The sequence below is a fragment of the Nocardia sp. NPDC003693 genome (assembly GCF_053981095.1).
Window position 1 is genome coordinate 1 of sequence record NZ_JBSFNO010000070.1, and the last position, 19141, is coordinate 19141.

General features: G+C 69.6%; 19 protein-coding genes. 9 read left to right on the top strand and 10 right to left on the bottom strand.

Features of this window, described 5'->3' with window-relative positions; all coding sequences use genetic code 11:
• Window positions 1–255: AIR synthase-related protein (locus tag ACWDOP_RS38330; protein ID WP_456348995.1), on the top strand; the 255-nt coding region annotated here is incomplete at its 5' end.
• A gap of 272 nt (window positions 256–527) precedes the next feature.
• Here ACWDOP_RS38330 and ACWDOP_RS38335 read toward each other — a convergent pair.
• The 4 genes from ACWDOP_RS38335 to ygfZ form a co-directional block, all read right to left on the bottom strand.
• Window positions 528–752 carry a DUF3073 domain-containing protein gene (locus ACWDOP_RS38335; RefSeq protein WP_454205830.1) on the bottom strand — a complete coding sequence of 75 codons (225 nt, stop codon included), beginning with the start codon at window positions 750–752 and terminating at the stop codon, window positions 528–530.
• A 207-nt stretch (window positions 753–959) separates the two neighbouring features.
• On the bottom strand, window positions 960–1922 hold the full coding sequence (locus tag ACWDOP_RS38340; protein WP_456348996.1) for an asparaginase: 963 nt from the start codon (window positions 1920–1922) through the stop codon (window positions 960–962).
• Complete coding sequence (locus ACWDOP_RS38345; RefSeq protein WP_456348997.1) at window positions 1919–2617, bottom strand: MOSC domain-containing protein; 699 nt, start codon at window positions 2615–2617, stop codon at window positions 1919–1921. Before ACWDOP_RS38345 ends, ACWDOP_RS38340 begins: the two co-directional genes overlap by 4 nt.
• Entirely contained in the window at window positions 2614–3729 is a 1116-nt protein-coding gene (gene ygfZ, locus ACWDOP_RS38350; protein ID WP_456348998.1) for a CAF17-like 4Fe-4S cluster assembly/insertion protein YgfZ, read from the bottom strand. Before ygfZ ends, ACWDOP_RS38345 begins: the two co-directional genes overlap by 4 nt.
• A gap of 225 nt (window positions 3730–3954) precedes the next feature.
• On the opposite strand from ygfZ, the gene ACWDOP_RS38355 reads away from it, so the two are divergent.
• The 5 genes from ACWDOP_RS38355 to ACWDOP_RS38375 all read left to right on the top strand — a co-directional run bounded on the left by ACWDOP_RS38355 (window position 3955) and on the right by ACWDOP_RS38375 (window position 11717).
• The gene (locus ACWDOP_RS38355) at window positions 3955–4878 is read left to right on the top strand and encodes an aminodeoxychorismate lyase (RefSeq protein ID WP_456348999.1); all 924 of its coding nucleotides are present in this window, start codon (window positions 3955–3957) and stop codon (window positions 4876–4878) included.
• Window positions 4879–5075: 197 nt separating this feature from the next.
• Window positions 5076–6560, top strand: coding sequence for a cytochrome ubiquinol oxidase subunit I (locus ACWDOP_RS38360; RefSeq protein WP_456349000.1), 1485 nt, complete (start codon window positions 5076–5078; stop codon window positions 6558–6560).
• A gap of 9 nt (window positions 6561–6569) precedes the next feature.
• Window positions 6570–7619: a cytochrome d ubiquinol oxidase subunit II gene (cydB, locus tag ACWDOP_RS38365; protein WP_454205820.1), complete on the top strand. Its 1050-nt coding sequence runs from the start codon at window positions 6570–6572 to the stop codon at window positions 7617–7619.
• 25 nt (window positions 7620–7644) lie between these two features.
• The gene (locus ACWDOP_RS38370; protein ID WP_456349001.1) at window positions 7645–10074 is read left to right on the top strand and encodes an ABC transporter ATP-binding protein/permease; all 2430 of its coding nucleotides are present in this window, start codon (window positions 7645–7647) and stop codon (window positions 10072–10074) included.
• On the top strand, window positions 10071–11717 hold the full coding sequence (locus tag ACWDOP_RS38375; protein WP_456349002.1) for an ATP-binding cassette domain-containing protein: 1647 nt from the start codon (window positions 10071–10073) through the stop codon (window positions 11715–11717). Before ACWDOP_RS38370 ends, ACWDOP_RS38375 begins: the two co-directional genes overlap by 4 nt.
• Window positions 11718–12136: 419 nt before the next feature.
• Here the strand turns inward: ACWDOP_RS38375 and ACWDOP_RS38380 are convergent, their stop codons facing one another.
• From ACWDOP_RS38380 to ACWDOP_RS38405, 6 genes are all read right to left on the bottom strand, one after another.
• Window positions 12137–12862 carry an FABP family protein gene (locus ACWDOP_RS38380; RefSeq protein WP_454205817.1) on the bottom strand — a complete coding sequence of 242 codons (726 nt, stop codon included), beginning with the start codon at window positions 12860–12862 and terminating at the stop codon, window positions 12137–12139.
• Between the two features lie 178 nt (window positions 12863–13040).
• Window positions 13041–13346: a DUF1416 domain-containing protein gene (locus ACWDOP_RS38385; RefSeq protein WP_456349003.1), complete on the bottom strand. Its 306-nt coding sequence runs from the start codon at window positions 13344–13346 to the stop codon at window positions 13041–13043.
• A 6-nt stretch (window positions 13347–13352) separates the two neighbouring features.
• Window positions 13353–14186: a sulfurtransferase gene (locus tag ACWDOP_RS38390; RefSeq protein ID WP_454205814.1), complete on the bottom strand. Its 834-nt coding sequence runs from the start codon at window positions 14184–14186 to the stop codon at window positions 13353–13355.
• A gap of 63 nt (window positions 14187–14249) precedes the next feature.
• On the bottom strand, window positions 14250–14738 hold the full coding sequence (locus tag ACWDOP_RS38395; RefSeq protein WP_456349004.1) for a DUF4395 domain-containing protein: 489 nt from the start codon (window positions 14736–14738) through the stop codon (window positions 14250–14252).
• Between the two features lie 257 nt (window positions 14739–14995).
• Window positions 14996–15448: a thioredoxin family protein gene (locus ACWDOP_RS38400; RefSeq protein ID WP_456349005.1), complete on the bottom strand. Its 453-nt coding sequence runs from the start codon at window positions 15446–15448 to the stop codon at window positions 14996–14998.
• Entirely contained in the window at window positions 15445–16290 is an 846-nt protein-coding gene (locus ACWDOP_RS38405) for an LmeA family phospholipid-binding protein (RefSeq protein ID WP_454205809.1), read from the bottom strand. Before ACWDOP_RS38405 ends, ACWDOP_RS38400 begins: the two co-directional genes overlap by 4 nt.
• A 221-nt stretch (window positions 16291–16511) precedes the next feature.
• On the opposite strand from ACWDOP_RS38405, the gene ACWDOP_RS38410 reads away from it, so the two are divergent.
• The 3 genes from ACWDOP_RS38410 to pstS all read left to right on the top strand — a co-directional run.
• A complete protein-coding gene (locus tag ACWDOP_RS38410) occupies window positions 16512–17267 on the top strand; it encodes a winged helix-turn-helix transcriptional regulator (protein ID WP_454205807.1) in 756 nt (251 codons plus the stop codon).
• Window positions 17267–18163, top strand: a complete 897-nt coding sequence (gene mshD / locus ACWDOP_RS38415) for a mycothiol synthase (RefSeq protein ID WP_456349006.1) — start codon at window positions 17267–17269, stop codon at window positions 18161–18163. The genes ACWDOP_RS38410 and mshD overlap by 1 nt, the downstream gene beginning before the upstream one ends.
• Window positions 18164–18434: 271 nt before the next feature.
• Window positions 18435–19141 (top strand): phosphate ABC transporter substrate-binding protein PstS (gene pstS, locus ACWDOP_RS38420; protein ID WP_456349007.1); only part of this gene is annotated, 707 nt, incomplete at its 3' end.

Sequence of the window (19141 nt, forward strand, 5' to 3'; positions counted from 1 at the left end):
GACCGCGGCACCTGGAACCCGGCCCCGGTCTTCAAGCTCATCGCCCAGCGCGGCCGCGTCGAGCGCGCCGAGATGGAGAAGACCTTCAACATGGGCATCGGCATGGTCGCGATCGTGGCCCCCGAGGACGCCGACCGCGCCCTGGCCGTGCTGACCGCCCGCCACATCGACTGCTGGACCCTCGGCACGGTGAAGAAGGCCAAGGACGTCGACGCCGTGCGCGCCGTACTCCTGGGGGATCACCCTCGCTTCTGAGGAAGACATAGCAGAGGCCCCGATCGCTCTCGAGTGATCGGGGCCTTGCTATTTGTCTGGAATGTCGAATTCTTATGTGGGGGTAGCCGATACGTTGCGGCTAGGGGGCGCGCAGCGGGTCATCTACCGAGAACACACGTCGGCGCCCCACCCTTGCGGGTGAGACGCGTGTGAATCGGCTATCCGGAAAAGATGGCTTCGAAGACTCGGGGACGTGCCGAAGGGGCAGACCGTACACGGGCCTGCCCCTTGGAACGTCGAGAAAATCCGAGTCAGCGGCGCCAGTCGTCGTAGTCGTCTTCGTCCCAGCGCGACTGCGAGTCCTTCGCGTCGTGCTCGTCGGAAAGCACAGGGCTCCGAGGCAAGTCCGCGGGCCTCCCTGGCAGCTCACTCCCCGACAGCTCGCGCTGAAGGTTCTTGAAGTCGGTAGGCGCCGAGCTGTACTTGAGCTCGCGCGCTACCTTGGTCTGCTTTGCCTTAGCCCGGCCACGGCCCATGGCTGACCCCCTCGCGTCACTGCGGGGCGGCCTGGGGTGGTTTGGCGGCCCCGTTCGAATTAATAATCTTCCTGACAGACACTTTAGCGTGTGTCAGGCGGTCTCGCTTCCAGGAGTGGGGCAGAAAGCGCCGAAGTGCCGCCCGGGACCGCCGCCACGAGGCGTTCCGGGCTGTCGAACGGGGATCGAGCCGAGGGGATTCCGGGGTCAGAGCACCCCCGGAACCGCTCGGATGACGCCCACTCGGGCGCCGCCGCCGAGCACCGGCGTAGCCGCCAGCTCCGCGTGCTGATCGGTCCACTCGATACCCATACGCTGCAGAATGGCCGTGGTCAGCGGCAGTCGAGCCCGATCCGCGCCGTCGTCGATCTTGTACGCGAAGGCCGAACCGTCGGGCAGCGCGCCCGCGTGCACGCCGTCCGCGCCGATCTTGCAGAGCAGCCCGGGCGTCGCGGTCATGATGCGCAGATCCGGACCGTCCGTGCCGGAAATCACTCGCGGATGCGCGCGAATCGCGTCCGCCACGGCGCGTTCCGGGCTACCTTCCGGCGCGGTGGTCAGCGCGGCGTAGGCCCGGGCCAGATTCACCAGCGACACCGGCACGATCGGCAACCCGCAACCGTCGATGCCCAGATCGGTCTCCGGCTCACCGGTGACATCGGCGATGGTCGCCAGCACCGACCGCTGCAGCGGGTGGCCCACCTCCATGTACCCGCGGGTCGGCCAGCCGTTGAGGCGGCAGGTCGCGAGCATGGCCGCGTGTTTGCCGGAACAGTTCATGAAGATCGGGCGGGCCGCCTTGCTCCGCTCGGTCCCGGCCAGCGCCGCCGCCCGCGACAGCTCCTCCGACGGCAGGTCCGGCGGGCACTCCAGATCGTCCTCGGTGAAGCCGAAGCGGTCGAGCAGCCGCTGCACCAGCTCGACATGATCGGGCTCGCCGAAATGCGAGGCGGTGGTGATGGCCAGCTCGGCCTGATCGAGCGGCTCGAAACCGTTGCGCAGCAGGGCCAGTGCCTGCATCGGCTTGTTCGTCGAGCGCGGGAAGATCGGGCCGTGCACCGCCCCGGCCTCGACCAGGGGCTCGCCGTCCGGGCGCAGGAGCACCAGCGAGCCGCGATGCACGCACTCGCGGAACCCCGAGCGCACGACCTCCACCAATTCCACGCTCACGCGGTCGCTCCCTCCGCGGGCCGGACCGACCGGCCCGCCGCGTTGTCATGACGCCGCCGGTGCCGCTCGATCTGCATGCGCACGTCGTCGGACACGGTCGGCTCGGATTCGAGCAGCAGGTTCAGCCGGGACATGTCCGCACCGGTGAACAGATCGCGGACGGTGACGCCGTGCGCGGGCTCGGACAGCACCCGCACCGCGTCACCCGCGCCGATCGTGCCCGCGGTGATCACCCGGAAGTAGGCGCCCGTGTTCGCCTGCGCGGTGAACCTTTTCACCCACTGCTGCTCGCCGCTCCAGCGCTGGAAGGTCGCGCACGGCACCCGCGGCGCCGACACCTCCAGCACGGTGTCGCCGATGGCCCAGCGCGCGCCGAGCACGGCATCGCTCACCGGCAGCCCGGACACCCGCAGATTCTCGCCGAACCAACCCGCGGGCAGCTCGCGGTCCAGCTCTCGGGACCAGCGCCGGGCATCCTCCTCGGCGTAGGCGTACACGGCCTGGTGCGCGCCGCCGTGATGGTCGACATCGCAGACGTGGTCACCCTCGAGCCCGAGCGTGCGCACCGGAACCCGGTGCGGCACCGGCCTTTTGTCGATGGCGGTCCGCCCGACCCGGCCGGGCACCTCCAGCTCCTCGAAGACCACGCACACCGCGAGCACCTGCCCGGACGCACCGGGGGCGGGTGCGCTCATCGACCGCGCAGCTTCTCGACGGCGAGCCGGCCGGCCTGCGGTTCGTCGTGGGCGGGAACCGAATCCGCGTCGATCGAGGCCGCGACCGGGCCCACCGTCAGGGCGGTGTCGGCGGGAATGTTGCGTTTGATCAAAGCCAGTGCGACGGGGCCGAATTCGTAGTGATCGACCACCGTGCCCAGCGTGCCCACCGAGCGGCCGCCCGCCGTCACCGGCTCGCCGGGCTCGGGCCGGGCGTCGGCGGACCCGTCCAGGTGCAGCAGCACCAGGTGGCGGGGCGGCTTGCCGAGATTGTGGACCCGGGCCACCGTCTCCTGGCCGCGGTAGCAGCCCTTGTTCAGGTGCACCGCGCCGAACTGCTCGACGCCGCCGATCCAGTTCACCTCGTGCGGAATCGTGCGATCGTCGGTGTCCAGGCCGATGCGCGGGCGCAGCGCCAGCACGCGCAGCGCCTCGAAGGTCCAACTGCCCGCGGCCTCGGCGCCCGCCTCGCGCAGGCGCGCCCACCAGGTGGTGAGCTGATCGCGGGGGATGACCAGGTCGAAGGAGTCCGCGGTGGGCCAGGGCATGCGGCGCAGGAAACCACCGCCGGGCAGGGCCACGGCCCGGTACACCTCGGGCAGGGCGTCGACGCCCAGGGCCCCGGTCAGCTTCGGCACGTCGGGGCCGATCAGGCTCAGCACCGCGTGATCGCCGGCGGCCACCGGTTTCGCGTCGGCCCAGAAGACCATCTTCTGCAGGAAGCTCAGCAGTTCCGGGCCGCGATCGGCCTCGGTGTCGATCCACACCGTGCCGTCGAGATCGGTGAGGACGAAGTGGTGCAGTACCCGGCCGTTGAGGTCGAGATCGAGGTTCTCCGCGGACTGCCCGTCACCCAGATTCGCCACGTGCTGACTGGAGATGGTGTGCAGCCATGTCAAGCGCTCTTTACCGGTCATGGCCAGCACGGACCGATGCGATCGATCGATCACCGCAACCCGGTGCACGGCGGCGCGTTGCTCGCCCAGCGGATCCCCGTAATGCCACGCGACCGCCGCATCGGGTGACCCGGGCGGCCCCGCGACAGCCCCCGGAAACTGCAGAATCGGACTGGGTGCTACCTCGAAGGACACCCCACCACCCTAGCGGTGTTCGATCTCCGGCCTCCGGCGGCGTGTTGCACGGCACCCCCGCGGCGGCTCGACCGAGGGCCTCGGACGGGGGTGAACGCGGGGCCGGCGGCGCGCCGGTCGGGAGCGCCGCGCCGGGTGATCGAAGCGCCGGTGGCGGGCGAGCGCGGGGCTGTCGGCCGGACGGTTATCACTCCGTGACGCGCGCACTGACCTAGGCTCGGCTGCATGGTGGAACGGGTTCTGGTGACTCTTGACGGCGCGATCCGGGATCCGGACGCGCCGCTGTTGTATGCGGACGACATCGGCGCACTGCGCGGCGACGGCATCTTCGAAACGGTCCTGGTGCGCGACGGCGTGGCCTGCGCGCTCGAGCTGCATCTGGCGCGCCTGCGGCGCTCGGCGCAGGCCCTCGACCTGCCCGCGCCGGACGTGGACGCCTGGCGTTTTGCGGTCGAACTGGCGGCCGAGGAGTGGGGCCGCGAGCGCGAGGGCATGTTGCGCATGACCCTGACCCGCGGGCGGGAGAGCGAACAGGGCAGTGGCAAACAATCAGCTAACAAGGCCGGGGGTATGTCCGCCGCCGAACCGCCGACCACCGGTTACGTTTTGGTGCAGGCCGTCGCTGATCGGGTGAAAACCGCCCGCGCCGAAGGTGTTTCGGTCATCACACTCTCGCGCGGCATCTCCGTCGATCTGGCGCAGGCCGCACCCTGGCAGCTACTGGGCGCGAAAACCCTGTCCTACGCGACGAACATGGCCGCCCTGCGGTTCGCCCAGCGCATGGGCGCGGACGACGCCATCTTCACCAGCACCGAGCATCGGGTGCTCGAGGGGCCGCGCTCGACAGTCGTTGTGGCGCGCGACAATCAGCTCATCACCCCGCCCGCGCGCATCGGCGTGCTGCCGGGCACCACGCAGCGGGCACTGTTCACCCAGGCGGAGAAGGCGGGCTGGGACTGCCGGTACGAGCCGCTGTTCACCGCGGATCTGATCACCGCCGACAGCGTCTGGATGCTCTCCAGCATCACCCTCGCGGCACGGGTCAAATCGCTGGACGGACTGCGCATGTCGGCCCCCGACAACGCGGCCGAGATCGCGGCGCTGGTGGATCGCGGCATCGCCCTGCCGGGCAGCATCGCCGATTGGTAGCTCGATAGGAATTCGGATTTCCGGCCGGTCGGCATGACCCCGGCCACGTTACGCGCGCCCTGAACAGGGCTTCGGTCGGATCTGCTATCACACTCCAGCAACTTTTCGGCACACTATGGCGCGGCACACGTTGAACTGACGGCGGCACGGCGTACTGTTTGGTACTACGTCATGTCGTAGATCGGCCTGGAGGTCGGATGAGCGTCGTGGATCTAGCGCGCTGGCAGTTCGGTATCACCACCGTGTATCACTTCATTTTCGTGCCGCTCACCATCGGGCTCGCGCCGGTCGTCGCCGGTATGCAGACCGCGTGGGTCATCACGGGAAAGGAGCACTGGTTACGGCTCACGAAGTTCTTCGGGAAGCTCTTCCTGATCAACTTCGCGCTCGGTGTTGCCACCGGCATCGTGCAGGAATTCCAGTTCGGCATGAACTGGAGCGAGTACTCGCGCTTCGTCGGTGACGTCTTCGGCGCACCGCTGGCGATGGAGGCCCTGGTGGCCTTCTTCCTGGAATCCACCTTCCTCGGACTGTGGATCTTCGGCTGGACCCGGCTGCCGAAAAAGGTGCACCTGGCTACCATTTGGCTGGTCGCCATCGGCGTGAACGCCTCGGCGTACTTCATCATCGCCGCCAACTCGTTCATGCAGCATCCGGTCGGGGCCGAGTTCAACCCCGAGACCGGGCGGGCCGAGCTCACCAGTATCTGGGCGCTCATCACCAACAACACCACCCTCGCCGCCTTCCCGCACGTGGTCGCCGGAGCGTTCCTCACCTCGGGCACCTTCGTCGCCGGCATCGCGGGCTGGTGGATGGTGCGCAAGGCGCGGCAGGCCAAGGCCGAAGGGTCCGAGGCGCCGCTGCACGAGGCCCGCACCATGTGGCGCTCGGCCTCGCGGGTCGGCGCGTTCATCGTGCTGATCGCCGCGGTCGCCCTCGTCTACACCGGCGACGTGCAGGGCAAGCTCATGTTCAAACAGCAGCCCATGAAGATGGCCTCGGCGGAATCGTTGTGCCACACCGAAACCGACCCGGACTTCTCGGTGCTCACCGTCGGCACGCACAACAACTGCGACAGCGTCGACCACCTCATCGAGGTGCCGTACGTCCTGCCGTGGCTGGCCGAGGGCCGGTTCGACGACGTCACCCTCGAGGGCGTCGTCGACCTGCAGCAGTCCTACAACGAGAAGTTCGGCCCCGGCGACTACCGGCCCAACCTGTTCGTCACCTACTGGTCCTTCCGGGCCATGATCACCTGGATGGCGGGCTCGCTGCTGCTGGTACTGGCCGGCTTCTGGGTCACCCGCCGCGGGCGCATCCCGGACCAGAAATGGTTCTCCTGGCTCTCGCTGCTGGCCATCGCCACCCCGTTCCTGGGCAACATCTCCGGCTGGGTCTTCACCGAGATGGGCCGCCAGCCCTGGGTGGTCGCACCCAACCCGGACGGTGACCCGACCATCCGAATGACCGTGCAGGAGGGCGTATCCGGCGTCACCGCCGGCACCGTCGTCACCTCGCTGGTGGTGTTCACCCTGCTCTACGGTCTGCTCGCGGTGGCCTGGTTCTACCTCATGCGCCGCTACGTCGTCGCCGGACCGGAAGCCCCGGCCCCGGTCGACACCGGGCCGCGGATGACCGGGGACCCCGGGGATTCCGTCGACAAGCTGTCCTTCGCCTACTAGGAGCCCGGGATGAGTCTCCCTGAATTCTGGTTCTTACTGATCGCGGTGCTCTTCACCGGCTACTTCGTGCTGGAGGGCTTCGACTTCGGCGTCGGAATGCTCATGCCCATCCTCGGAAGGGGCAACGAGACCCGAAAGCGCGTGGTGCTCAACACCATCGGGCCGGTGTGGGACGGCAACGAAGTGTGGCTGCTCACCGCCGGTGGCGCCATGTTCGCCGCCTTCCCCGAGTGGTACGCCAGCCTGTTCTCCGGGTTCTACCTGGCGCTGCTGCTGATCCTGGTCGGCCTGATCGTGCGCGCCTGCGCCATCGAATGGCGCGGCAAGATCAACGACGACAAGTGGCGGCGCTGGTGCGACATCGGCATCGGGCTCGGCTCCTGGATCCCCGCGCTCGCCTGGGGTCTGGCCTTCGCCAACATCGTGCGCGGGGTGAAGCTCAACGAGCGCAGGCACATCGAGGGCAACCTGCTCGATCTGCTGAACCCGTACGGCCTGCTCGGCGGGCTCACCACGCTGCTGCTGTTCCTGCTGCACGGCGCGGTGTTCATCACCCTCAAGACCGGCAACGAGATGCGCGACGACGCACAGGCGCTGGTGCGCAAGCTCTTCGTGCCCACCGCCGTGGTCGTGGCCGCCTTCGGCATCTGGACCCAGCTCGCGTACGGCCGGGGCTGGACCTGGATTCCGCTGGCGCTGGCCGTGATCGGACTGCTGGTCGCGGGCTTCGCGGCCACCCAGGGCCGGGACGGCTGGGCCTTCACCGGCACCGCGCTCACCATCGCCTCGGCCACCGCGCTGCTGTTCGGCGCGCTGTTCCCGAACGTGCTGCCCTCCACCATCGACGCGGCCTTCAGCCTCACCGTCGACGGGCGGGACGGCACCGTCTCGGCCTCCTCGAGCCACTACACGCTGGTGGTCATGAGCTGGGTGGCGGTGGCCATGGTGCCCGTCGTGCTGATCTACCAGGGCTGGACCTACTGGGTGTTCCGTCAGCGCCTGACCGTCGAGCAGATCCCGCCCTCCATCGGGCTGCCGATGGAATCCACCCCGAAATAACCGACGACAGTACGGATTCGACGCGATGGCACGACCGGTAGACCCGCGCCTGTGGCGGTACGCCCGCTCCGCACGCACGTATCTCGCGCTGAGCGTGGCGTTGTCGCTGGCGATCACGATGAGCATCGTGGTCGCGGCGCTCGCCCTGGCGCGGGTCCTCGCCGGCGTCATCACCGACGCCACCCGCCGTGACATCGGTTCGTGGCGTGTCGAACTCGTGGTCTTCACCGTCGCCGTGCTGTTCCGGGCCGCCGCCACCTGGTGGCAGGCCCGACTGGCGCATCGAGCGGGAGCGCGGGTGGTCGCCGAGCTGGAGACCGCCGTGCTCACCGCGGGCGCGCAGCTGCCGCCACGCGAATTGGAGTCGCGGCGCACCGAATTGGCGGTCGTCGTCGGCTCCGGCCTGAGCGGCCTGCGCGCCTACCTCGCGGGATACCTGCCCGCCCTGCTGCTTTCGCTGCTGGTCCCGCCGATCCTGCTGGCGGTGATCGCCGCACACGACTGGATCTCCGGCGCGATCATCCTGGTGACCCTGCCCCTGATCCCGATCTTCATGATCCTGATCGGGCTGCTCACCAAGGGGCGCGCCGAGCAGACCCTGGCCGCGACCACGCGGCTCTCGGATCAACTGCTGGATCTGTTCGCCGGGATGCCGACCCTGCGCGCGCTGGGGCGCGAGAGTGGCAGCGACGGTGCGGCCGCGGCTCCCACCGCGCCGCACCGCTACGGCGATCCGGCTCCGAGGCGCGGGCGCGCGATCGAATCGACGATCGGACCCGACGCCGAGACGTCCGCGATGTCCGACCGCACCACCATGCGGCATCGCGTGCGCCGCCTCGGCGACGACCTGCACCGGCGCACTATGTCGGCGCTGCGGATCGCCTTCCTGTCCTCGATGGTCCTCGAGGCCCTCGCGACGCTGTCGGTTGCGCTCGTGGCCGTCTCGATCGGCCTGCGCCTGGTCTACGGCGAGATGGGCCTGTACGCGGGCCTGCTCGCCCTGATCCTCGCCCCCGACGTCTACCTCCCGCTGCGCGCGGTCGGCGAGCGCTTCCACGCCGCCCAGGACGGCATGGCCGCCGCGGAAAAGGCGTTCGCCATCCTCGAACCCGGCAGCGGGGCGGATGAGTCCGCCGACGGCGACACGGCCGCCGTTCGGGCATCGGCCGGAACCGCCGGGCGGGGATCGACCGGACCTGCCGGGCAGGGAGCGTCCGGAACCGCCGGGCGGGGATCGTCCGGTACCACGGCGCTGCGATCGGCAGGACCTGCCGGGCGGGGATCAGCCGGAAGCACCCACACCGCCCGTGTGCTGGACGGCTCGCGTGCGCTCGGCACCGCTGACGCGGCTCCCGCTCCCGCCGCCGCGTCCGACTTCGCTGATGTCATCAGCGGCGCGGACCCCGCGAGCACCCGGGAACCCGACGGCCACATCGTGATTCGCGGGCTGTCGGTGGCCGCGCGGGACGGCCTGGCGCCGCACGCGCTCTCGGGCACGCTGCGCCGCGGCGCGGTCACCGTGCTCACCGGCCCCAACGGCAGCGGCAAATCCACCGCCCTGCAGGCGATCCTGGGCCTGGTCGCACCCGCCGCCGGCACCGTCCTCGTGGACGGCGTTCCCGTCCCCGCACTGGACCCCGACCACTGGTGGTCGCAGGTCGCCTGGCTCCCGCAGCGCCCGGTCCTCGTCCCCGGCACCCTGCGCGACAACATCGAACTCCTCGGCCCGCCCGCCGACGCCGCCGACCTCGAGGACGCTTCCCGCGCAACCGGATTCGACACGGTCCTGGCCGAGCTCCCCGACGGCTGGAACACCCGCCTCGGTCCCGGCGGCACCGGCCTGTCCCTCGGCCAGCGCCAGCGCCTGGCCCTGACCCGCACCCTCGCCGCCGATCGCGCGGTCCTGCTCCTGGACGAGCCGACCGCCCACCTGGACCCCGCCTCCGAGGCCCGCGTCCTACGGGCCCTGCGCGCCCGCGCGGCGGGGGGCGCGACCGTCGTCCTGGTCGCCCACCGCCCGGCCCTGCTCGCGATCGCCGACGAGGTACTGACCGTCACGTCGAGCGGCGGTGACACCGAAACCGTTGCGGCCCACGTCGCCACCCCGCATGCCGCTGTTGCATCGGCTCCCGAGGGCCCGGTTCGGACCCGGTCGATCGCCGTGGGCGAGCCCGCCGGGCGAACGGGGGGCGAGGCCGTATCGCCGGGCTCCGATCCGGTTGGAGGTGACGAGACCTCTTCGACCAACCGGAACGCGGGGCCGAACACCGGCGGCATGTCGGCTGCGGCGGTGCGTGAAACAACCTGCGTGGGAGACGAGTCGGGTCGCTCGACACCGGATCCGGCGCACCACACGGGGGAGTCGGCGGACGGGGCGGGCCGGCACGTCCGCGCCGGCGCCGAGATGACGAGTTCGACCGCTGGGCACGGGGATCGGAAGGTGGATGCGCGATGACCGGTGCGCTGGCGGACTTTCGGCGGGTGCGGGAGCTGTTGGAGCTCTCGCGGTGGCGGATGGCCGTCTCCATCGGGTGGGGGACGGCCGCGCTCGGGAGCGGGTTCGCGCTCGCGGCGCTGGCGGCGTGGTTGATCGCGCGGGCGTGGGAGATGCCGCCGGTGCTGGATCTCACCATCGCGGTGGTCACCGTGCGGGCGCTGGGGATCGCGCGGGGACTGTGCCGGTATCTCGAGCGGCTGGCCACCCACGACGTGGCGCTGCGGTCCATGAGCCTGGCGCGGACCAAGACCTATCGGGCGCTGGCCGGGGCCGAGATCTGGCGGCCCAGGCGCAGTGGGCCGGAAGACGAAGGGCGGCAGGGGGATCCGGCGGCGCTGCGGCGCGGGGAGCTGCTGGGGCGGGTCGGGGCGGACATCGACGACCTGGGGGCGGTGGTGGTGCGGGCGTTCGTGCCGATCGCCGTCGCCGTGCTGCTCTCGCTCATCGCCGTCGGGCTGCTGGCTTTCATCTCGGTGCCCGCGGCGATCGTTCTCGCCGTGGCGCTGGCGATTTCCGGGATCCTCGCGCCGTGGCTGTCGGCGCGCGCCGCGCGGGAGGCGGAGCTCGCGGTGCGGGACGACCGGACCGCGTTCACCGCCGAAGCGCTGACCGTGCTCGACCACGCACCCGAACTGCGCGTCGCGGGCAGGCTTTCCGGGGCCCTGGCCGCCGCCGAGCGGGCCGGGGGACGGGCGGTCGACGCCGAGGACCGCGCGGCCGCGCGCAGCGCCTACGCGGCCGCGGTGCTGCCGCTGTCCATCGGCGCCAGCGTGCTGGGCGCACTGCTCATCGGAATCACCCTGTACGGCAGCGGATCCGGAGAACGGGTGCTGGGATTCCAGACCGTGCAGCCCGGCGGCATCTCGCCGATGGCGCTCGCCGTGCTGGTCCTGGTTCCGCTGTCCGCCTTCGAAGCCGTCGCGGTGCTGCCGGGCGCGGCACAGGCCCTGACCAACGGCCGGGCCGCGCTGCGGCGCCTGCGCCGGCTCGAAGAACAGGCCGGAACCGGCCGTCCCGCAACGGAACCGCCGCCGCTGCCCGAGGGTCGCCGGATCGCGGTCACCGGGCCCAGCGGCGCGGGCAAGACCACGCTGCTCATGGCCTGGGCCGGACTCTTCGACACCCCGCGCCCCGGCGTCACCTTCTTCGCCGAGGACGCCCACGTCTTCGGCACCACCGTCCTGGAGAACCTGCGCGTGGCCCGCGGCGACATCACCGCCGCCGAAGCCGAGGGCGCTGTGCGCGCGGTCGGCGCGGGGGAGTGGCTCGATTCGCTGCCCGACGGCCTGCAGACCGACCTGGTCGGCGGGGCCGCCGCGATCTCGGGCGGCCAGCGCCGCCGCCTGCTGCTGGCCCGCGCCCTGCTCTCGCCAGCCAGGGTCCTGCTGCTCGACGAACCCACCGAACACCTGGAAGCCGAGGCGGGCGCGGACCTCCTGCGCCGCCTGCTCGACCCGGACAGCGGCCTGGTCGAGCCCGCTCGCACGGTGGTGGTCGTGACCCATCAGCTGCCCCCGGACCATCGCGCGGACACCCTCGTCGAAGTAGACCCGAATGGAACCGTGAACACCCGTCGGATTGTTCCCGTATCCGGCTTCTGACCTGCTATTTCGCGCTACGGGAAAATACGTTGCCGCCGGCCGATCACACGACTAGTTTCGTGTGTACACAAGGAAGGAGGTGATTCGAGTAATGGTTTATTCGAGGACGCGTGAGGTGGCTGCCCGCTAGGCACCCATCGCTGCAAACGGATTCACGTAGCGCGAAGTGCTGAGCGAATCCCAGGCAGCCACCCGGCCCCCGAGTCCCAGGTCACGTCCTGATCTGGATCGCGTGAGTTGCATCCGCGATACGACTCGGGGGCCGTTCCGTTCCGCCTCCCCGGGAATTCATGCCTGACTCAGGTGCGCCGAAGGTTGCGTCGGCCGCTCTCCGTTCCAGCGTTGAAGAGTCAGCCCGTACCCGGTGAGTTACCCCGAACTCGCGAGATCACGAGTTGCTTTGGGGGAAAGAACAATTACTACCCGATGTAGCGCTGCAGACGGGCCGAGAGGCGGGGTTCCAGGACGCCGTCGGGGCCGATGCGTTCCTCGACGTAGCCGAGGTCGCCGCCCTCCACGATGCCGTAGAGGCGCTTGGCGCCGCCCACCACGATGCCGGACTGGCTGCGGATCACCACGTCGGTGGCGAGCTCCCAGGACGACTGGGTCAGGGCCTGGCCGTAGAACAGTTCGACGATGCCCGAGGAATGGGTGAGCAGCAGCTCCAGCACCTCGTCGTCACCGTCGATGCCGACCCGCCAGAAACCGCTCTCGCGCAGATCCGGGCCGGAGTACGCGCCCTCGGTGTCGACGACCCACGAACGGGCCTCCCACGTCAGGTAGTCGCCGCCGTCGTGCGAGACGATGATCTGCTGACCGAAGCGATAGTCGCCGGTCTCGGGATCGTTGCCCTCGCCCTCGCCGCGCCACACGCCGACCAGCGGCAGCAGCGCGAGCATGGAGGAACTCAGGTCCGGACCCTGCCGCAGATTCGCGGTATCGATGGGTAGCGGGAGATCGGGGAGCGAGGGAATGTTCCGCGGCGCGGTCGACTTGGCCCGCTCGACGGCTTCGGCGACCGCCTGGTCACCGCTGCGCCGGGGCGAGTCGTCCGCACGCACGGAGGCATCACGGCTCGCGGCGGACGCGTCCCGCGTCGTGCCGTCGGCCGTGGTTTCGGCGTTCTCGCTCGCCGACTCGCTCACGACTCGGTGAACAGCCGGTAGAGGACGTAAATCCCGAACCAGGCGATCAGTAGCGATACGACGACCAGGAGGATCTCGAAGGCAAGCACCACGCATCGGAGTCTAGCGGCCCGGTTGCTCAGAAATGAAAACGACCCCGGGAAATGAATCCCGGGGTCGTTCTCCGTAATTCGCGGTACTACTTGGCGACCGTGACGTCCACGTTGTGGATGCCGTTGCCCTCGGGGGCGATCTCGGCGGAGCCGTTGCCCGACGCGGACAGCGCGCGGATGGTCCACGAGCCCGGCGCGGCGAAGAAGCGGAAGTCGCCGGTGCCCGAGGCCACGACCTCGGCGGTGAAATCGCCATTGCCGTCCAGCAGGCGGACGAACGCGCCACCGACGGTCTGGCCGTCAGCGGTCAGGACGCGGCCGGTGATGACCGTCTCCTTCTCCACGTCGACGCCCGCCGGAATGGCCTGTCCCTGGGTAGGTGCTGCACACATATTTGATTACGCTCCCAACTCGATCGGTGCACCGACGAGGGAGCCGTACTCGGTCCAGCTCCCGTCGTAGTTCTTGACGTTCTTGTGGCCAAGCAGCTCCTGCAGCACGAACCAGGTGTGCGAGGAACGCTCGCCGATGCGGCAGTAGGCGATGGTCTCCTTCTCGCCGTCCAGGCCCGCTTCCTTGTAGATGGCGGCGAGCTCGTCGTCGGACTTGAAGGTGCCGTCCTCGTTCGCGGCCTTGGACCACGGCACGTTGATGGCGGTCGGGATGTGGCCCGGACGCTGCGACTGCTCCTGCGGCAGGTGGGCCGGGGCCAGGATCTTGCCGGAGAACTCGTCGGGCGAGCGCACGTCGACCAGGTTCTTGGTGCCGATGGCCTGGATGGCCTCGTCGCGGAAGGCACGGATCGACAGATCCTGCTCCGACGCCTTGTAGGCGGTGGCCGGACGGGTCTTGACGTCCTTGACCAGCGGGCGGGCGTCGAGCTCCCACTTCTTGCGGCCGCCGTCGAGGAGCTTCACGTCCTGGTGGCCGTAGAGCTTGAAGTACCAGTACGCGTAGGCCGCGAACCAGTTGTTGTTGCCGCCGTAGAGCACCACGGTGTCATCGTTGCCGATGCCGCGGGCCGACAGCAGATCGGAGAACTGCTCGCGGTTGACGAAGTCACGCCGAACCTGATCCTGCAGGTCCTTCTTCCAGTCCAGACGGACGGCGCCCTCGATGTGGCCGAGGTCGTAGGACGAGGTGTCCTCGTCGACCTCGACGAGGACGACGCCGGGGGTGTTCAGGTTCTCTTCGACCCAGTCTGCGGAGACCAGGACCTCGGAGCGAGCCATGTTGTTCCTTTCGGTGGTGCCGGGGTCAGGCGGTAGTGATGCGTTGGTTGGGATACAGGTGGTTCAGGGGTTCGGGGTCGCGGTGGCGGCGGATTTGGGCAGCAGGCGCGCGGCGACGGGATAGATCAAGCAGCCCAGGCAGATTCCGAAGGCCGCGTTCAGGAAGGCCGCGAACAACGCGAAACCGGTGAAGACCGAGCCCGCGACCGCGCTGCCGACGGCGAAGCCGATCACGCCGAGCGCGGCGAACACGAACCCGACCAGCTGGGCGAAGCGCAGCGGGGGAACCGGTTCGACCTCGGCCGCCGGCCCGATGCGCGGCGCGACCGCGGCGGCGAAGATCCGCCCGTACGGGCTGCGGCGGGGTCCGTAGGCCGCGCCGAGCGCGAAGACCACGGCCTGCGCGGCCAGCAGGATCGCGGCGGCGGGAACGGAGAACACGGAGATCACCAGGACCAGTGCCAGCACGGCGGTGGTGATCCAGGCGGCGAAACGCGGCCCGCGTACATCCACCTGACCATTGGGAGGTTTACCGGGATTGGGGTTCGACATATGTGTGCTCCTGCGCTGAGGGGATTTCGGCCAGTTCGCCGGAGGATCGAAAGACCTCGTCTACGGCGGGACGTGAAACCGGTCGGCGTCAGAAGGGAACGAAAGGCCGACCGGCTAGCGGCACAGGCAGCAACAACCACCGAGGCGGCACAGGTCTACCGTGCGGCGTCGGGTGAGCATCAGCTCGCGGTTGGATTGCACGAGAGGGAGTTTACCCGGTTTTCGGGGGAAATTGGACCCGGGGCCCGTAATGCTGGTCACTCGACCGCCCCGGAAACCGTTAGCGAGGCCAATGACCTGCGGAGATCCGCCGCCTTCGGCACGCCCGAAATCCGGAAGCGCTCCCCGCCTGCGGCGTCCAGGATGAAGGTCGTCGGCAGCGAGAGCACGTTCAGCTCCCGCGCCAGCTCGGGGTTGGCGTCGATGTCGAGTTCCAGATCCAGCGGCGCGGCCGGTTCCGCGGCCAGCTCGCCGGTGACGCTCGCCACGACCCGGCGTACCGCGGCGCACGGGCCGCACCAGTCGGCGGAGAAATGCAGGACCGTGGGATGGCCGGGCAGCACGCCCGCCGCCGCGAGCAGCCGCTCACGTCCGGCGTCGATGGCCACGGTCGTGGCGCCCGCGCGCACGCGGCCCTCGTTGCGGCGCAACAGGACCCCCGCGCCCACCGCGGCGGCGAGCGCGACCAGCAGCACGGCCAGCGCGGTCACGGCTGCTGTAGCCGATCCAGATCCACGGTCACGTCTTTGCCCTTGCCCTCGACGACGATCTGCCCGCCGCTGGCCTCCACCTTGGTGGGGACGATGCCGAACGGCAGGTCACGAGTGTCGATGGTACGTGTGAACATGGCGAGGACTCTGGGCTTGTCGGCCTCGGAGATCACCCGCGGGGAGGTGTCCGCGCCGCTCAGCACGGTGTTCTCGGTGCCGCGATAGATATCGGTCGCGGTGATCTGAATCTCGTCGCCGACCAGTCGCAGCGTCGCCAGCACGCTCACCGCTTCTTTACTGCGGGTGCTGACGGTCAGCGGGCCGGTGGAGTCGGGAGCCGAGTCCAGCGGCAGGGTGCCGGTGAGGATGATCACGCCGTCGTTGGTCATCCCCGAACCGCCGGAGCCGCCCAGGCCGTCGGACTTGTCCGCGGGCGGGCCGAACACCTGCAGATCCGGGATCTTGAACAGCCGGCCGAGCTCGTTGGGTTCCACGCGCATCCGGGCCTCGACCTGATCCACCGGCACCGTGCTGACCTTGCCGTCGGTGAGATCGCCGAAGGGAAGATGCACGCCGCGCAAGTTGGCTTCGACACGAATTTCGCCCGGAATGTCGGGTCGCACCGCGCGCGCCCGAATGTCCACGTTCTGGAACTCACCGTTCATGGCCTGGACCACGAAGGGGAATCCGTGGAAGGTCACCTCGGGGTCGGCGCCCAGGTCCGAACCCTCGCGCAGCAGCCGCGACACCCGGTACTCGGAATACGCGGCGGCGCCGAAATCGAGTACGACCGCCAGCCCCGCCAGACAGAGCAGGCCAATGATCACCTTCCGGAAACCCATGCCCGCAACCCTAATGGGGACGACTACGCCGGGCCCCGGCCACGGTCGCTCCCAGCGCGCGGGCCGGTTTTCGATAGCCGAGCCCCGCTGGACCGCCTCGATGACTCGGCCCGGCGCCGGGACACGCTAATGTAGCAACCGACTTACCTGTGATAACCAGCATGATGTCGTGGCGTACAGAGCGGTTGCCACGCACGTGCCAGATGGGATGGAGGGCCCCCATGGAGCTGCTCCTGCTGACCTCCGACCCCAACCCCGAGGCGGTTCTGCCGTCGCTGGCGTTGTTGCCGCACCACGTGCGGCCCGCGCCGACCGAGGTCGCGTCACTGCTCGAGGCGGGTTCCGCCGATGTAGCGCTGGTCGACGCCCGCACCGATCTGGCCGCCGCGCGCGGCCTTTGTCGTTTGCTGGGCAGCACCGGTTCGTCGGTGCCGGTCGTCGCGGTGCTGACCGAAGGCGGGCTCGTCGCGGTGAACGCGGACTGGGGCCTGGACGACATCCTGCTGCCCGGCACCGGCCCGGCCGAACTGGACGCCCGGCTGCGCCTGCTCGTCGCCCGCAACGGCGGCGTCGCCAGCCCGGAGAACACCGGCAAGATCACCCTCGGTGAGCTGGTGATCGACGAGGGCACGTACACCGCCCGGCTGCGCGGTCGCCCACTCGACCTGACCTACAAGGAGTTCGAGCTCCTCAAGTACCTCGCACAGCACGCGGGCCGGGTCTTCACCCGCGCGCAGCTGCTGCAGGAGGTCTGGGGCTACGACTTCTTCGGCGGCACCCGCACCGTGGACGTGCACGTGCGGCGCCTGCGCGCCAAGCTCGGCAGTGAATACGAATCCTTGATCGGCACCGTGCGCAACGTCGGCTACAAGGCGGTGCGCCCGGCGCGGACGGCCGCGGGCAAGGGCGAGACCGTCACCTTCCCCGATGCCGAAGGCGCCGACGACGAATTGACCACGGCGAACGGTTCTCTCTGATGTCTTCTCCCGCGGACCGGCTGCCCGACGAGACCGCCGGGGTGGTGCGGGAGCTGCTCGATCGCGCCACCGCCGCCGACGGCGTCGCGCCCATCTCCGAACAGGCCGTGCTGTCGCTGAGTTCGGACGACATCGAGGCCAGGCATTTCGTCGTCGTCCGCGACGGCGTGCCCGCCGGATACGCGAATCTGGCTCCCGCGCACGGTGATCACCCCGCGATGGCCGAGGTCGCCGTCGATCCGGAGCGGCGTGGACAGGGCATCGGCACCGAGCTGGTGCAGACCGCGCTCGCCGCGGGCGGGCCGGGCGCCCGGGTCTGGGCGCACGGCGATCTGCCGCCCGCCAAGGCCGTCGCGGCGCGGCTGGGACTGCGGGTCGCACGAGAACTGTGGCAAATGCGCAGGGATCTCGCTACTTCCGAGCTACCTGAATTGACGGTCCCGGACGGCCTGGAATTGCGCACCTACGCGGGCCCGGCGGACGACGCCGAGATCCTGCGGGTCAACAACGCCGCCTTCGCCTGGCATCCGGAACAGGGCGGCTGGACCGAGCGCGACATCGCCGCGCGCCGGGCCGAATCCTGGTTCGATCCGGAGGGCCTGTTCATCGCCTTCGATCCCGCCGACCAGGATCGAGTGCTCGGATTCCACTGGACCAAGATCCATCATGACGAAAACCCGCCGCTCGGTGAGGTTTACGTGGTCGGCGTCGATCCGGCCGCGCAGGGTCGCGGCCTGGGACGGCTGCTGACGCTGGCGGGACTGCGGTATCTGCGTGATCGCGGGCTGCCGCAGGTGCTGCTCTACACCGAGGCGGACAACACCGCCGCCGTCCACACCTACACGAAGCTGGGTTTCGCGCCCGCGCACGTGGATGTGGCGTACACCGCGGGGTGATCCCGCCGCCCGGAGTCCGGTGCCGGGGCCCGAGATTCGGGCCTCAGGCAACTCTGAGGCAATTGTCACAGAACGTGCAGCGTAATCGCGCCGGGTTGTTCATCTCCCGTTCACCTGCCCAGGTCCAACTGGCCACCAGCCCCCCTTACTTTGCTTGTGGGCGGTACCGAACTGCCCGGTGCGCGAGTTCCCAGCGAACAGCCACCAATCATCGCGCCCGTCCGACCGTTGAGGGGTTGGGCGTGCGGACCGTGATTCGCGGAGGAACCAAGTGAATCTCAAGCGCAGCAGCGCCCTGATCGGTGTGCTGGCCGCGGCCGGCGCCCTTACGCTGACCGCCTGTGGCAGCGACGAGAACGACGTCGCCGGTGGCGTGGACAAGCAGACCGTTCAGTGCGGCGGCAAGAAGGCGCTCAAGGCGTCCGGCGCTTCCTCGCAGAAGAACGCGATGGACCGCTTCGTGGCGGCCTACGAGAAGAACTGCGAAGACGGCTTCAAGCTCGACTACACCTCCTCGGGCTCCGGCGCCGGCGTGAAGGAATTCCTCGGCGGCCAGACCGATTTCGCCGGTTCGGACTCCCCGCTGTCGGCCAAGAAGGACGAGTACAAGCAGGCCGAGGCCCGCTGTGGCGCGCCGGCCTGGAACCTGCCGACCGTCTTCGGCCCGATCGCCGTCACCTACAACCTGCCGGGTGTGACCGACCTGGTGCTGGACGCGCCGACCATGGCGAAGATCTTCAACGGCACCATCACCACCTGGAACGACACCGCCATCAAGGCGCTGAACACGGCCAAGGCCGACAAGCTGCCCGGTGACAAGATCTCGGTGATCTTCCGCTCCGACGAGTCGGGCACCACCGACAACTTCCAGCAGTACCTCGACGCGGCCTCGGACGGCGCGTGGGGCAAGGGCGCCGGCAAGGCGTTCACCGGCGGCGTCGGTGAAGGCGCCAAGGGCAACGAGGGCACCTCGGCCGC

Coding starts and splice junctions, on each gene's coding strand:
- ACWDOP_RS38335 (WP_454205830.1), bottom strand. CDS start 752: ATGGGCCGTGGCCGGGCTAAGGCAAAGCAGACCAAGGTAGCGCGCGAG.
- ACWDOP_RS38390 (WP_454205814.1), bottom strand. CDS start 14,186: ATGGCTCGCTCCGAGGTCCTGGTCTCCGCAGACTGGGTCGAAGAGAAC.
- ACWDOP_RS38385 (WP_456349003.1), bottom strand. CDS start 13,346: ATGTGTGCAGCACCTACCCAGGGACAGGCCATTCCGGCGGGCGTCGAC.
- ACWDOP_RS38345 (WP_456348997.1), bottom strand. CDS start 2,617: ATGAGCGCACCCGCCCCCGGTGCGTCCGGGCAGGTGCTCGCGGTGTGC.
- ACWDOP_RS38395 (WP_456349004.1), bottom strand. CDS start 14,738: ATGTCGAACCCCAATCCCGGTAAACCTCCCAATGGTCAGGTGGATGTA.
- ACWDOP_RS38375 (WP_456349002.1), top strand. CDS start 10,071: ATGACCGGTGCGCTGGCGGACTTTCGGCGGGTGCGGGAGCTGTTGGAG.
- ACWDOP_RS38360 (WP_456349000.1), top strand. CDS start 5,076: ATGAGCGTCGTGGATCTAGCGCGCTGGCAGTTCGGTATCACCACCGTG.
- ACWDOP_RS38410 (WP_454205807.1), top strand. CDS start 16,512: ATGGAGCTGCTCCTGCTGACCTCCGACCCCAACCCCGAGGCGGTTCTG.
- ACWDOP_RS38355 (WP_456348999.1), top strand. CDS start 3,955: ATGGTGGAACGGGTTCTGGTGACTCTTGACGGCGCGATCCGGGATCCG.
- ACWDOP_RS38405 (WP_454205809.1), bottom strand. CDS start 16,290: ATGGGTTTCCGGAAGGTGATCATTGGCCTGCTCTGTCTGGCGGGGCTG.
- cydB (WP_454205820.1), top strand. CDS start 6,570: ATGAGTCTCCCTGAATTCTGGTTCTTACTGATCGCGGTGCTCTTCACC.
- ACWDOP_RS38370 (WP_456349001.1), top strand. CDS start 7,645: ATGGCACGACCGGTAGACCCGCGCCTGTGGCGGTACGCCCGCTCCGCA.
- mshD (WP_456349006.1), top strand. CDS start 17,267: ATGTCTTCTCCCGCGGACCGGCTGCCCGACGAGACCGCCGGGGTGGTG.